Consider the following 14,247-nt stretch of genomic DNA (forward strand, 5'->3'; position numbering starts at 1 on the left):
CCGGGTGTCCGGCCGGCGCCCACGCACCGTGGCCGCCGGCCGGACACCGGCCGTACGCCTGCCGGGCGGAGGCTCAGTCGCCCACCCGGCTGCGCCCCACCGCGCCGTCCACCCCGCCCGCCGGCGTCGGGATCGCGGCCGCCGCGCCGGAGGCGTCGTCGCCGTCCCCGTCCGTGTTGACGTGCTCGATGATCGCGAGCCGTTCCGGGGTGTCCTCCGGCCTCAGGTAGCCGACGACGACGTACAGGACCAGCGAGACCGCCAGCGGGACGGAGACCTGGTACTCGAGCGGCACCCCGCCGTCCACGTTCCAGTTGATCGGGTAGTTGACCAGCCAGAAGGCGACCAGGCCCAGCGCCCAGCTGGTGAGCGCGGCCGTGGGACCGGAGCGGCGGAAGGGCCGCAGCAGTCCGAGCATCATCGGGATCGCGATCGGACCCATCAGCCCGGCGACCCACTTGATGACCACGGTGATGATGTCCTTGAACGTCGGCGAGTCGACCTGCGTCGCCACCGCCATCGAAAGACCGAGGAAGACCACCGTCGTCAGCCGGGCCGCCAGCAGACCGGACCGCTGCCCCCAGCCGCGCGCCCGCTTCGACAGCACCGGCGCCACGTCACGGGTGAACACCGCCGCGATGGCGTTGGCGTCCGAGGAGCACATCGCCATGGTGTGCGAGAAGAAGCCGACGATGACCAGGCCGAGGAGCCCGTGCGGCAGCAGCTGCTCGGTCATCAGGGCGTACGAGTCGGAGCCGTCCGCCTTCTGCGACTCCACCAGCAGCGGCGACATCCACATCGGGAAGAACAGCACCACCGGCCAGACCAGCCACAGCAGCGCCGACAGCCGTGCGCCGCGCGCCGCCTCGCGGGCGTTGCTCGTGGCCATGTAGCGCTGGGCCTGGTTGAGCATGCCGCCGTTGTACTCGAAGAGCTTGATGAAGAGGAAGGCCAGCAGGAACACCGTCCCGTACGGGCCGACCAGCGGCTTCCCGTGCCCCTGGAGGGCGGGCTCGTCCCAGACGCCGAAGAAGCCGCCGTGGTCCCCGAGCTTGAGGACCACGGCCACGAACATCGAGACACCGGCCAGCAGCTGGATGACGAACTGGCCCAGCTCCGTCAGCGCGTCCGCCCACAGGCCGCCGATCGTGCAGTAGATGCCCGTGATGACACCGGTGATCAGGATGCCCTGGTTGAGGGTGATGCCGGTGAAGACCGACAGGAGCGTGGCGATGGCCGCCCACTTCGCGGCCACGTCCACGATCTTCAGCAGCATGCCGGACCAGGCCAGCGCCTGCTGGGTGGGCAGGTTGTACCGGTTCTTGAGGTACTCCAGCGGCGAGGCCACGTGCAGCCGTGAGCGCAGCCGGTTGATGCGCGGCGCGAACAGCTTGGAGCCGATGGCGACGCCGAGGGCGATGGGGAACGACCACGTCACGAAGGACGTGACGCCGTAGGTGTAGGCGATGCCGGCGTAGCCGGTGAACATCACCGCGCTGTAGCCCGACATGTGGTGCGAGATGCCGGACAGCCACCAGGGCATCTTGCCGCCGGCCGTGAAGAAGTCGCTGACGTCGTCCACGCGTTTGTGCGACCACACGCCGATCGCCACCATGACGGCGAAGTAGCCGATGAGCACGGACCAGTCGAGACCGTTCATGTGCCCCCTTCCGGGGTCCGCCTTGTGAACTCCGCTCAGCCGGTTGGCACTTCGCTTGAGCGGGGTAGGGGCGTGGCAGGCCGCGAAGTGCCCGCTCATCGTGGTTGCGTCGACGAGGGCACGACAAGGAAGGGGAAGGTCAAGAGGAAGTAAAAAGGTTCGACTTGCTGACCTGCGTTCATCTACATGAACAAACGGGCGGCCCTCGAAGGGGCCGCCCGGTCCGCTGCTTCCGCCGCTCCGGCTACTTCAGCTCGTCGGGGCACGGCGTGCCCCGCTTCAGCCCGTACGGCGCCGACAGCCGGTACGTACCCGCCTTGGGCGCGACGATCGTCGTCCACACGTCGCCGTCGGCGGTCTCCTCGGTCTCCGTCACGCAGCCGTTGACGTTGTCGTACGTCTTCGGTGTGCCCTCCGGGGCGTTCTTGGAGGCCTCCGTCTCCTGCGGCGGCTTCAGCTTGTTGCCCTCCTCGTCGACGAGGCTCAGCCACGGCGAGTACGGCATCCGGACCAGGACGCGGCCGGGCTTCTGCACGTCGATGACCCACTCGTCCTGCTCGGCCCGCCGGACCACCGCGTGCGGCTCCGCCAGCGGCGTCGGATCGGTCACCTTGAACAGCTGCCAGTTGGCGTCGCCCCAGATCTGCTGCAGGTACGGCAGGCCCCGCTGCAGCAGCTCCCGCTCGCGCTTGCCGCCGTCGCCGTCCGGTTCGCCCTTGGGCAGCACGACGTAGTGCACCGCCCAGCGCTTCAGCCACTCGTGGTAGTTCGCCGAGTTGAGCGTGTCGTCGTAGAAGAGCGGGTTGCGCTCCATGTCGGCCTGCCGGGTCCAGCCGCGGGCCAGGTTCACGTACGGCGCGAGCGCCGAGGCCTCCCGGTGGGAGCGGGCCGGTACGGCCTCCACCCGGCCCTGTTCCGCGCCGACCTCCTGCAGCTCGTTGACGAGCGGCGCCAGCTCGCGCGCCCAGGAGGCGGCGGGCGTGGTGTGGATGGCGTCGTCGGCCGACTTGAAGCCGATCCAGCCCACGAAGCCGACGAGCGAGACCACCAGCGCGTACCACTTGCGCGACTTCGGCACCGTGAACGGCAGCGCCGCCACCAGCGCCACCCCGGCGAAGAGCATCGCGAGCCGCGTGATGTTGGAGCCGATCTGGGAGCTGATCAGCCAGACCAGCAGTACCGACAGGCCGTAGACCGCCGACGTGATCCGCACGGTCTTCCAGGTGCTCGGCACGAACCAGTACACCAGGCCCGCGTAGACGAGCGGCAGCACCGCCGAGCCGAACCCCATCGGCTGCGTGCCGGAGAAGGGGAACAGCACCGCCGACAGTGCGACGACCACGCTCGGCGCCAGGCCCAGCGACCAGGCACCCGGGCGGCGCTTCTGCAGGAACAGCGCCACCGCCACCAGGCCCACGAACAGTCCCGACACCGGCGAGGCCATCGTCGACAGGGCGGCCAGCGGCGCCGCGCACAGTCCCTTGGCCCAGCGCTCGTGCCGCCAGCGGTGGGGCCAGCAGAACACGGCGGCGACCGCGCCGAGGCCGAACATCATGCCGAGCCCGAACGTCACCCGCCCCGACACCGCGTTGCCCAGCAGCCCGAACAGGCCCGCCAGCGACGCCCACAGCGGATTGCGGACCACCCGGCTGCGGATCAGGATCATCGTCAGCAGCCCGGCCGACACCGTCCCCGCGATCATCATCGTCGTCCGCACGCCGAGCACCGACATCAGATACGGCGAGATCACGCTGTACGACACCGGGTGCATGCCGCCGTACCAGGCGAGGTTGTACGCGGAGTCCGGGTGCCGGCCGACGAACTCGGCCCACGCGTCCTGCGCCGCGAGGTCGCCGCCACTGTTCGCGAACGTGAAGAACCACACTATGTGGAGCACCCCGGCCAGGGCGGTCACGGACAGCACGGGGTGGCGCAGCATGCGCTCGCGCAGGGCCAGGAGGGCGGTGTTCACGGCCGGCGGAGCCTTCGGCTCGACGGGTGCGGACCGGGCAGGCCGGGACTCGGCAGGCGGGGGCCCGGAAGGACGAGGCTCGGCAGGCCGCGGCTCACCGTCGGCCCCGTGGGTGCGGGGTTCGGGTACGCGTGGTCGCGGGCCGGCTCCCCGGCCCGGATCGGCGTCGTCGGCGCGTGTCGGCTCCGCAGTGGCCACCTGAAGGCACTCCCCGTGTCCCGTCTTCTTCTTTGGGCCGTGTCCCGTTCCCACGACCGGCGACTGCCCCGTTTCGTGACGCTAGCACGCGGCCGCACACCGTTGCCTCTTCCCTTTCCGGCCCCTCAGGAGGCCTCCTGAGGGCTCCTGGGGCCTCCCGGGGCCCGCCGGGGCCTGGGACGCGAACGCCCCCGCGGCCGGGTGGCCGCGGGGGCGGGGGACGTCGCTTCGGCCCGGGGCGGAGGTCAGCCCAGGCGGGTCAGCTTGTCGGAGAGGCCGGGCTCGACGAGGTCCTCGCCCAGGGCCACCGGCACCTTCACCGCGCCGCTGGTACCGCCGTCGCCGACCGTGAGGGTGCCCACCTTGGTGCCGGCCTTCGCCGCGTGCGGCACCTCGTCGGCCTCGAAGGTGAGCTTCACGGTCAGTCCGCCCCAGCCGACTGCCTTGACGTCCTTCGTGGCGACGACCGGCGTACGGCCGCCGAGGCCGTCGTCGACGTACCCGACGACGCTTCCCTTCTTGAGGATCGTCGACGACTGCAGGGTGTCCTGCGCGGCCCGGATCAGCTCGTCGCTCGCGTCCAGCGCGGCGTCGAGGATGCCACCGCCGACGTCCGGCTGGCGCACCACGGCCCCGACGATGGTCCGGGTCTCCCCGCCGACCTCCTTCTTCGCCGCGAAGACGAGGTTGCCGAGGGCGGAGGTGGTGGTGCCGGTCTTGATGCCGACGACGCCGTTGTGGCCGACCAGATGGTTCCAGTTGCCGTGGTTGACGCCCTTGTAGTCGTTGTACGACATCATCGCGGCGACCTCGCGGAAGGCGGGCGACTTCATCGCCTCCTTGGCCAGCTTCACCTGGTCCACGGCCGTGCTCACCGTCGTGTTGTTGAGCCCGGAGGGGTCGGTGTACGTCGTGTTGGTCATGCCGAGGTCCTTGGCGGCGGCGTTCATCTTCTCCACGAACGCCTTCTCCGAGCCCGCGTCCCAGCGGGCCAGCAGCCGCGCCACGTTGTTCGCGGACGCGATCAGAACGGCCTTGAGGGCCTCGCGCTCGGAGATCGAGTCACCGGCGTAGACGTTGACGGTGGACTCGTCGCCCGCGTCCGACTGGTCCTCCGCCGCCTGGTCGATCTTGATCTTCGGGCCCTCGGCGCCGCTCTTGAGCGGGTGGTCGCGCAGGATGACGTACGCGGTCATGACCTTGGCCACGCTCGCGATCGGCACCGGCTTCTGGTCGCCGGACGAGCCGAACGAGCCGATGCCCTGCACGTCGAGCGCGGCCTGACCGCTGTCGGGCCACGGGATCTGCGGCTTGCCGCCCTCGAACGTGAAGCTGTCCTGTGCCGTGAGGTCGAGGGTCGGCGCGGGCAGCGGGCGCATGGACTGCACGACGCCGAGGATGATCACCAGCAGGAGGACCAGCGGCGTCCAGATCTTGACCCGGCGCACCGTCGTGCGCAGCGGGGTCTCCGGGGGCGGCGGGGTGTTCGTCAGCTCCGCCAGCAGGTCCAGCGGCGGCTTGGGCGGCAGCGGCTGCTGCGTGGTCCGGTCGGGCCCGACGTGCGGCCGTGCGGCCGTGACACCGGTACGGGGCGCCTTGGGCACCTCGGAGGTCTGTGCGGTCTGTGCGGTCTGCGCGGCCTGCGGGGGCTTGCGGTTCGCCGGGTCGTCCGGGTTCCGCAGCGCCACGAACTTGCTGGTCCGCTCGGCGTCGCCCTCGGCCCGTCCGGCCTTCTCGCCGGAGGCGGCGCCCCCCAGCTTCAGCATGGTCGTCGGCTGGTCCACGGCGGGCTTCCGCGGCGCCTTGAACACGGCGGTGGGCTGATCGACGGACGGCGCGCTGCCGCCGCCTTCGGCACCACCGTCGCCGTCCCGGCCGGACGCCGCCTGCGTGCCGGGGCCGGGCTCGGGGTCGGCCTTCGGTGCCTGGTCGGCCTTCGGTGCGTGGTCCGCCTTCGGTTCCCGGTCGGGCGTCGAGTCCGTTTCCGGTTCCGGCTCGGGTTCCGGGGTCGCCTTCGGGCTCGCGTCCGCCCGCCCGTCGGGCGCCGGGGCCGCGTCGGAGCCCGAGCCCGAGCCGGGGCCGGCGTCTGCGCCCGGGCCGGTTGCGGCGGCCGGTCCCTCGGCCCCCTCCGATGCCGAGCCCGTGTCCGGGTCCGAAGCCGCGTCGGAGTCTTCGTCCGGGCCCGCGCCGGATGCACCGTCGGCGGTGTCCCCGTCGGCCGGCTCGGCCCTCTCGGTGTCCTGCGAGGCGGTGGCCGCACGGCCCCGCCCGTCTCCGGCGCTCTCGGGCGCGTCGGCGTCCTCGTCGCCGTCCCGTGAGGTCTCCTCCGCGTCCCGCCCGCCCTCCAGGCGGGCGTTGGCCGCGGCGCGCTCGTCCGCGGTGGCCACCCAGGCCGCGACGACGTCCCGCAGGCGGCCGTCGCCCCCGGCGGCAGGCTCCTCGCGGCCGTCCTCGGAGGCGTCGGACGGCTCCGGCGCGGCGGCCGTGCCCGACGCGTCCGTGGGCGCCCCGGTGCCGGCCGACGCCTCGGGCGTCCCGTCGGCGTCGGCGTCGGCGTCCTCGCCGGAGGCGTCCGCGGCCGCCTCCGTGTCACGGACCGACAGCACCCGGGTCGCCGTGTCGACGCCGCCACCGGATGCCGCGGAGCGCTTCGCTTCCTCCCGCGCCACCGCCGACCGCGGATCACTCGCCTCGCTCGACCCGGTCCTGGCTTCGGGAACCGGACCCGCGCTCCCCGACGTCGGTTCTTCCGACGACTCGTGCTGCTTCGACCTGTCGGGGGACTCGCCCGCCACCGATGCCTCCTCCATGCGCCGCACGTCCTGTGCGCGCTACCGAACCCGTACCGAAACCATCTACCAGTGTCCTGTGTACGGGTGGAACCCACGCGGAAGACGAGAACGACATACCTACTGGTTCCACTACGAAGCGGTCACGCACCCTCGACAGACCAATGTGAGAGGGGTCACCCTGTCTGTCATCCACGCGGGGAGGCATGGATGGGCAGGAGCCGCAGAACACTTCCGGAGGAGCTTCTGCTGCTGGCGTTGGACCCGACCACGGGTACCACCGCACAGCCGCAGTCGCTCGACCTCGGTCTGGCCGGAGCACAGCTGGTGGAGCTGGCGCTGGCCGGACGGATAGCCCCAGACGGGGATCGTATCGCCGTGGTGGCCCCACGGCCGACAGGAGATCCAACACTGGACTGCGCGTTGGAGTTGCTGCGAAGGCGCGGCGCTCCGGTACGGGCGGTCAACTGGATTGGCGGACCCCGCCTGGGGCTTCGCCAGACCTATCTCTCGCATCTGGAGCGCTGCGGCATGGTGCATGCCGTGGAGGGCCAGATGTGCGGGGTGCTGCCGACGACTCGCTACCAGGCGACGGACACGGCGATCAGCAGGGAGATCAAGGCCCGGCTCGACTCGGCGATCCGCACCGGCGTACCGCCGGACCCGCGGACCGCGGCGCTCGCCGCGCTGGCCCACGCGGTCGGACTCGGCAAGCACCTCTACCCGGGCAACGAAGGACGCTCGTCACGGTCCCGGCTGCGGGACCTCATCAGGCACGACCCCATGGGCGGCCTGGTGGCGCACGCGGTGATGGACGTCCAGAACGGCGCTGCGGCACAGCCGCGCCGCAGTCCGGCACCGGCCGGCCGCCAGGCCCCGGGACCGGGGGCGAGGCCCGCCCCGGAACCAGCCCGCGGTGTCCCGGCGCAACCGCGCCACGGATCCATGGCGCGAGCGGCGGTCCACTAGGCCCTGCCGTCCGCGAGCGCACCGCACCACCGCTACACGCATCGCCGCACCGCCAGTCCCCAAGCCCGGTCACGGGAGCCGCAGGTCCGCGCGGGGCGGCGGAACCGACCGTACGTCCGGCCCGCCCGGACCGAGGAAAGGTTCCGCCGCCCCGCGCGGCCGCACCCGGGGGTGGTGTGCCGAACCGGCGTGTACGCGGCGCATATCGACCGTTTCCCAGCGGTAGTAAGCACCTTGGTGGCAGTCTGCTCAACAGCAGATACACAAAGTGGCAAGTACGAGTCACCCAGCCGGAGGTGCACGTCCCGTGGCGTCGAGTGTCAATCCCACCGTAAGGCGACGTCGGCTGGGCCAGGAGCTGCGCCGGCTCCGGGAGCAGAAGGGCATGACGGCCGAGGAGGTCGCCGAGCGGCTGCTGGTCTCCCAGTCGAAGATCAGCCGCCTGGAGAACGGGCGGCGCAGCATCAGTCAGCGCGACGTCCGCGACCTGTGCGGGGTCTACGAGGTCGAGGACCAGCGGATCGTCGACTCGCTGATGCAGATGGCCAAGGACTCCCGCCAGCAGGGCTGGTGGCACGCCTTCGGGGACATCCCGTACAGCGTCTACATCGGCCTGGAGACCGACGCGGAGTCGCTGCGCACCTACGAACCCCAGATCATCACCGGCCTGTTGCAGACCCGGCCCTACGCCGAGGCGCTCATCCAGGGCGCGTTGCCCGAGACGTCCGTCGCCGACGTCGAGAAACGGGTGCAGGTCCGCATACGGCGCCAGGAGCGCATCACCGCCGAGCACAACCCGCTGCGCCTGTGGGTCGTCCTCGACGAGGCCAGCCTGCGCCGGGTGGTGGGCAGCAGGCAGGTGATGCGGGAGCAGCTGGAGCACGTCGCCGAGATGTCGCAGCTGCCGCACATCACCGTGCAGGTGCTGCCCTTCGACGTCGGGGCGCACCCCGGCATCAACGGCCAGTACTCCATCCTGGAGTTCGCCGACACGGCCGACTCCAGCGTGGTGTACATCGAGGGCGTGACCAGCGACCTGTACCTGGAGAAGGCGCCGGACGTGCAGAAGTACACGGTGATGTACGAGCATCTGCGGGCGCAGGCCCTGAACGTGGAGCAGTCGCGGCAGCGCATCGAGGACGTGGCGAAGGAGTACGCGCGCTGAACGGGGGCGGCATAGTACACGGCTCCCACGATGTACTGGAAGACTCACCTGGAATATGCCATCCGACCGAGTGAATGGCTGCTCCGGCGGGGGAGGCCAGCGAGTAGCGTCGATCACGCCAAAGATCACACGTCATTGGCGTAAACCACACTCGCGACTCGCCATCGGAGCAGACATGGCAATTCTTCAGGGCGCCCAGGAATCGTGGACCAAGTCCTCCTACTCCGGAGGCAACGGCGCGTGCGTCGAGGTCCGGTCCCCGCTCGCGGCGGCGCTCGCCGTCCGTGACTCCAAGGTGACCGACGGCCCGGTCCTCGCCTTCCCCGCCGACGCGTGGAACGCCTTCGTGACGTCGGTCAAGGAGTAACACCGCCGCGCGCCGTATCTCCGTACCGCGACGGAGCCCTCTCGACCAGTTCGCCGACCTTGCCGAGAGGGCGCCCGTCACCTCACTCCACGTCACCTCACCGGGAACGCCACGTCGCACACCGGGTCCTGCGGGCCCGCGGCCTCCCAGTCGGCGAAGTACACCTCGCGGCACGGCCCCGTCACCGTCAGGCCCTGCGCGGCGATCCACTCCTCCACCGCCCCGAAGGCGGCCAGGATCTGCGGATAGGCCACCTGGGCCTTGGTGATCCGGGTGCGGGCCAGCCGCCCGGCCGGCTCCACCCGCACCCGCGTCCCCCGGGCCCGTCCGCGCTCCTCGCACCACGCCCGGGCCGCCGCCTCGTCGGCGACCGGCACGCAGGACTCGGCCGGGCCGTCGCTCTCCGCCGACACGTCCGCGTGGTAGACGACGAACGGTGCCGCCGTCACACCCCCGCAGCCCCGGGCCGCCTCCTCCAGCCGCTCCAGCGACGCGCCGATCCACTGCGGCAGCTCGTCGGCCAGCGTGTGCCGGGTCTCGGTGATCACCACCTGCTCGGGCACGTCCACCGTCTCGACCACGAATTTCCCGTACACGTCGGAATCCCTTCCCGTCAGACGTCCACGGAGGTACTCGACGAGCGTGCGCTGCCCGGCCACCCGGGCCTCCACGTCCGCCCAGTAGGCGTCGAGCAGACCGGCGGACCGGTCGCCGTCCGCGCGGACCACCTCGGCGATCCGCGCGAGCGGCATGTCCAGCCGGCGCAACAGGGCCACCAGCCGGGCGCGTTCGACCTGACCCGCGCGGTAGTACCGGTAGCCGGTGGCCTCGTCCACGTGGGCGGGCGCCAGCAGCCCCAGCCGGTCGTACAGCCGCAGTGCCTTGGCCGACAGCCGGGCCCGCGCGGCGAACGCGCCGATGGTCAGCAACGCGTCGTCGGGCACGTCCCCCACCCGGTCACCCAGGCCGTCACCCATGCCGTCGGCCACCCCTCATCCACGCCGTCATCCTCCGTCGCCGGGCGGCTCTTCCGCCCGGTGACGGAGACACTCGGGCTTGCCCCAGGGGCAAGGTCAACCGGCCAGGCGCGCTTCCACGGCCGCCACGACCTCGGCCGCCTCCGGCTCGGTCTGCGGGGCGAACCGGGCGGCGACCTTGCCGTCCCGCCCGATCAGGAACTTCTCGAAGTTCCAGCGGATGTCACCGCTGTGCCCTTCGGCGTCCGCGAAAGCGGTCAGCCGGTCGTACAGCGGGTGCCTGCCCTCCCCGTTGACCTCGACCTTCTCGGTCATCGGGAAGGTGACGCCGTACGTCGCCGAGCAGAACTCGGCGATCTCGCCGGCGCTGCCCGGCTCCTGGCCCATGAACTGGTTGCAGGGCACGCCCAGCACGGTGAACCCCTGCTCCGCGTACCGCTCGTGCAGCCGCTCCAGGCCGGCGTACTGCGGGGTGAGTCCGCACTTGGATGCCACGTTGACCACCAGCACGACCCGGCCCGCGTACTGGGCGAGGTCCGCTTTCCCGCCCTGGAGGGCGCCGATCTCGACATCGAGGGGGAGGCTGTCGTCGCTGCGCGTGTTCGGTGAGGTCGTCATGGACCGGATGCTAGTCCGGCACTCCGCCCACCCCGCCGCCCGCCTCGACGAGCACCTCCCCGGCCGGTGTCCGCGAGTACAGCACCGAGCGGCCCGCGCGCCGCCGTTCCACCAGCCCCGCGTCGAGCAGCACCCGCAGGTGCCGGCCGACCGAGCCCAGGCCCTGCCCGGTCACGCCGACCAGCTGGCTGGTGCTCATGGGGGTGCCGAGCAGCGTCAGCACGGCCGCGCGGGCCGGCCCGAGCAGCGCCCCGAGGGCGGCGGGCACGCGCCGGGCACCGTCGTCCGCGAGGGCGCCCGCGCACGGATACACCAACGCGTACCGCTCGGGCTCCTTCCACGCCACCCAGCCGTGCCGCTGCGGAGTGACCGGGACGAGGAGCAGCTCCGCCCCGGACAGCTCGCGCGGCGGGTACGGGTGCAGGTTGATCTGGAGCCGGTTGTCGCCCAGCCAGCGGGTGCCGGGCCGCAGGGCGTCCAGCACCGTCGCCCAGCCGCCCCGGCTCACCTGCGCGGTCCGCGCGACGACGTCCGCCTCCAGGACCCGGCGGCGCCGGTCCCAGTCCGGCCGTACCGCCTGCGCCCAGACCTCCTCGAGCAGCGCCGCGGCCCGTTCCGGCAGGTCGTCGCGGTCCAGGGCGGCCGGGAGCGGGCCTCCGACGGAGACGGTCAGGCCGGCGCGGGCCTCGTCGGGGCGGGCGGCCCGGATCCGCGCCACGCCCTCCTCGAAGCTGAGGCCCTCGACCGGGGCGGGGGTGAGGAAGTCGGCGTTCCATCCCCGGCCGAGACCCGCGTCGACGAGCAGCGCGGTCACCGGGTCGGCCGCCATCCGGCGCAGATGGGCGGGCCGGTGGGCGTCGAGCCACGCCCGTTCGCCGGGGTGTCCGGCCACTCCGGCGTGCAGCAGTTTCAGGCAGGCGAGGGTCTCGTCGAGCGGCGAGACGACGAAGCGGCTGCGGGCGAGCGTGTCGGCGTTGATCTCCCACCAGCCCACGACCCGGCCCCTCTCGCCACCTTTCGCCTCCGCGCGAAACAATAACGGCCGGTCCGGCGGCCGCCCCACACTCCCCGCATGCCAGACACGAGCCGCAGAAGCTACGCGGACCTCTTCCGCACCCCGGAGTTCAGCCCGCTCTTCCTCTCCTCCGCCGCCAACCTCGCCGCCCAGACGGTGAGCGGCCTCGCCCTCGGCACCCTGGTCTTCCGCGCGACGAACTCGCCGCTGCTCTCCGCGGTCAGCATGTTCGGACCGGCGCTCGCCCAGGTCGTCGGCGCCACGTTCTTCCTCTCCGGCGCCGACCGGCTGCCCCCGCGTGCCACGCTCGCGGGTCTCTCCCTGGCCTTCGCCGTCACCACCGCGGCGCTCGCCCTGCCCGGCCTGCCGGTGTGGGGCATCCTCGCCCTGGTCCTGGTCAAGGGCCTGATCGCCTCCGTCGGCGGCGGGGTCCGCTGGGGCCTGCTGACCGAGATCCTGTCCAAGGACGGCTACCTGACCGGCCGTTCGCTCTTCAACATGATGAACGGCGTCCTGCAGATCGCCGGTTACGCGGCCGGCGGCGTCCTCGTGACCGTCCTGTCACCGCGCCTGTGCCTGCTGCTCGCCGCCGGCCTCTACGCCACGGCCGCCGGCGTCGCCCTCCGGCTGACCCGCCGCCCGGCGCGCACCGCCGGCCGCCCCTCCGTAAGAGCCACCTGGCGTGCCAACTCCCGGCTGTGGTCGGCCCGACCGCGCCGCCACCTGTATCTCGCCCTGTGGATCCCCAACGGCCTCGTCGTCGGCTGCGAGTCCCTGTACGTCTCCTACGACCCCCGCGCCGCGGGCACGCTGTTCGCCTGTGCCGCACTGGGCATGCTGGCCGGCGACCTCACGGTCGGCCGGCTGCTCCCGGCGCGGTTGCGCCCGCGCCTCGGCGTCCCCCTCCTGGTGCTGCTGGCCGCCCCGTACCTCGTCCTCTTCCTGCGCCCGCCGCTGCCGCTGACGGCCGTGCTGGTCGCGGTGGCCTCCGTGGGCTTCGGGGCGACCCTGGTGCAGCAGGAGCGCCTGATCGCCGCGACCCCCGACGAACTCTCCGGGCACGCCCTCGGACTGCACTCCGCCGGGATGCTCACCATGCAGGGCGTCGCCGCGACCCTGGCCGGCACGGTGGCGCAGTTCACCTCACCGGCGACGGCCATGACCGTGATGGCGCTCGCCTCCCTCACGGTGACGCTCACGCTGACGGTGGCGAGCCGACGGGACGCGGCAGACGGCGGGCTGCTGCCGACGCGGGCGGCGGTGCGGTCCGTGTGACGTGCCGGTCCGGCGGGTGCGACTCGGCTTCGATTGGGTTAAGGAGCGCCCGGGAACTCCTGCGCGCCCGGACCTTTGCCTAGGCTGAGGAGCTTGGGGAGGGCGCCTGAGGACAAGGAGAGGGCGGCTCTTGAGCGCTGCGACACCGGAGTAGTCATGACCGTTGAGAAGACGCCGTCCGGTTCCGCGGTGGTGCTGTCCTGGATGCCCGTCGCGGCCATGGCCGTGGTGGCGGTCGTGGACGTCACGGCCGGACCGGGAGTCGGGCTGCTGCCGCTGGTGTCGCTGGGCCCGGCCTTCGCCGGACTGGTCGGCGGCTGGCGGCGCACCGCGGTGATCGGACTGGCCGCCCTGCTGCTCTGCGTCGGCCTCGGCATGTACAACGGTCTCTTCGACCGGCCCCGCGGCTACACCGCGATGATGTCGGTGGCCGGCGTGACCGGCGTCGGCATCGCGGCGGCCGTGATGCGCTCGCGCCGCGAGGCCGAGCTGGCCAGCGTGCGCTCGATCGCGGAGGTGGCCCAGCGGGTCCTGCTGCGCCCGGTCCCGCTGACCGCGGGCCCGCTGCACGCCGCCGTCTCGTACACCTCGGCGGTCGCCGAGGCGCGGATCGGCGGCGACCTGTACGAGGTGGTGGCCTCGCCGCACGGCGTCCGGGTGATCGTCGGCGACGTCCAGGGCAAGGGCCTGGCGGCCGTGGAGACCGCGGCCCGGGTCCTCGGCGCCTTCCGGGAGGCCGCGTACGACGAGAAGGACCTGGTCAAACTGGGGGAGCGGCTCGAGCGCAGCGTCGCCCGCGAGCTGGAGGACGAGAAGTTCGTCACCGCCGTCCTCGCCGAGATCGGCGACGACCACCGCGTCGTCCTCCTCAACTACGGCCATCCCGCGCCGCTGCTCGTCCACGGCGACGGCACCGCCGACTTCCCGGAGCCGCCCGCGTACGCCCTCCCGCTGGGCCTGGCCGCGCACGGCGGCCCCGGTCCCGAACCCTTCCCGGTGCCCTTCCTCCCGGGCGACCAGCTGCTCCTCTACACCGACGGCGTCACGGAGGCCCGCGACGAGCGGGGCGGCTTCTACCCGCTCGCCGAACGCGTCCACCTCCTCAAGGACCCCGACGCCCACCGCGCCCTGGACGCCCTGCGCGAGGACCTCGTCCGGCATGCGGCGGGACCCCACCACGACGATGCGGCGATGCTGCTGCTGCGCTACCAGGGCGGGGCCGACGGCGCCCCGGTGTGACGG

The 14,247-nt window shown here is 72.4% G+C and carries 11 protein-coding genes; 5 read left to right on the top strand and 6 right to left on the bottom strand.

The genetic code is table 11. The annotated features are described in order from the left end of the window. Nucleotides 1-73: 73 nt before the first annotated feature. The 3 genes from NI25_RS22515 to NI25_RS22525 all read right to left on the bottom strand — a co-directional run bounded on the left by NI25_RS22515 (nucleotide 74) and on the right by NI25_RS22525 (nucleotide 6,640). Entirely contained in the window at nucleotides 74-1,660 is a 1,587-nt protein-coding gene (locus NI25_RS22515) for a sodium:solute symporter family protein (RefSeq protein WP_061444174.1), read from the bottom strand. Nucleotides 1,661-1,904: 244 nt separating this feature from the next. After that, nucleotides 1,905-3,830, bottom strand: coding sequence for a hypothetical protein (locus NI25_RS22520; RefSeq protein ID WP_061444175.1), 1,926 nt, complete (start codon nucleotides 3,828-3,830; stop codon nucleotides 1,905-1,907). Nucleotides 3,831-4,075: 245 nt separating this feature from the next. Then, entirely contained in the window at nucleotides 4,076-6,640 is a 2,565-nt protein-coding gene (locus NI25_RS22525; RefSeq protein ID WP_233520762.1) for a D-alanyl-D-alanine carboxypeptidase, read from the bottom strand. Nucleotides 6,641-6,829: 189 nt separating this feature from the next. Between NI25_RS22525 and NI25_RS22530 the strand changes: the two genes are divergently transcribed. From NI25_RS22530 to NI25_RS22540, 3 genes are all read left to right on the top strand, one after another. After that, nucleotides 6,830-7,588: a GOLPH3/VPS74 family protein gene (locus NI25_RS22530; protein WP_003974541.1), complete on the top strand. Its 759-nt coding sequence runs from the start codon at nucleotides 6,830-6,832 to the stop codon at nucleotides 7,586-7,588. Nucleotides 7,589-7,895: 307 nt separating this feature from the next. After that, entirely contained in the window at nucleotides 7,896-8,753 is an 858-nt protein-coding gene (locus NI25_RS22535; protein WP_061444176.1) for a helix-turn-helix domain-containing protein, read from the top strand. A 175-nt stretch (nucleotides 8,754-8,928) separates the two neighbouring features. Beyond that, nucleotides 8,929-9,120, top strand: a complete 192-nt coding sequence (locus tag NI25_RS22540) for a DUF397 domain-containing protein (protein WP_061444177.1) — start codon at nucleotides 8,929-8,931, stop codon at nucleotides 9,118-9,120. Between the two features lie 92 nt (nucleotides 9,121-9,212). On the opposite strand, the gene NI25_RS22545 is transcribed toward NI25_RS22540, so the two are convergent. The 3 genes from NI25_RS22545 to NI25_RS22555 form a co-directional block, all read right to left on the bottom strand. Further along, on the bottom strand, nucleotides 9,213-10,097 hold the full coding sequence (locus NI25_RS22545; protein WP_061447040.1) for a MerR family transcriptional regulator: 885 nt from the start codon (nucleotides 10,095-10,097) through the stop codon (nucleotides 9,213-9,215). 96 nt (nucleotides 10,098-10,193) lie between these two features. After that, complete coding sequence (locus NI25_RS22550) at nucleotides 10,194-10,715, bottom strand: glutathione peroxidase (protein WP_061444178.1); 522 nt, start codon at nucleotides 10,713-10,715, stop codon at nucleotides 10,194-10,196. A 10-nt stretch (nucleotides 10,716-10,725) separates the two neighbouring features. After that, entirely contained in the window at nucleotides 10,726-11,709 is a 984-nt protein-coding gene (locus NI25_RS22555) for an ArsR/SmtB family transcription factor (RefSeq protein WP_061444179.1), read from the bottom strand. 78 nt (nucleotides 11,710-11,787) lie between these two features. On the opposite strand from NI25_RS22555, the gene NI25_RS22560 reads away from it, so the two are divergent. Beyond that, nucleotides 11,788-13,005: an MFS transporter gene (locus NI25_RS22560; protein ID WP_061444180.1), complete on the top strand. Its 1,218-nt coding sequence runs from the start codon at nucleotides 11,788-11,790 to the stop codon at nucleotides 13,003-13,005. A 156-nt stretch (nucleotides 13,006-13,161) separates the two neighbouring features. After that, entirely contained in the window at nucleotides 13,162-14,244 is a 1,083-nt protein-coding gene (locus NI25_RS22565; protein WP_061444181.1) for a PP2C family protein-serine/threonine phosphatase, read from the top strand. Nucleotides 14,245-14,247 lie beyond the last annotated feature (3 nt).

This window comes from Streptomyces sp. CCM_MD2014, assembly GCF_000772045.1.
Lineage (GTDB): Bacteria > Actinomycetota > Actinomycetes > Streptomycetales > Streptomycetaceae > Streptomyces > Streptomyces salinarius.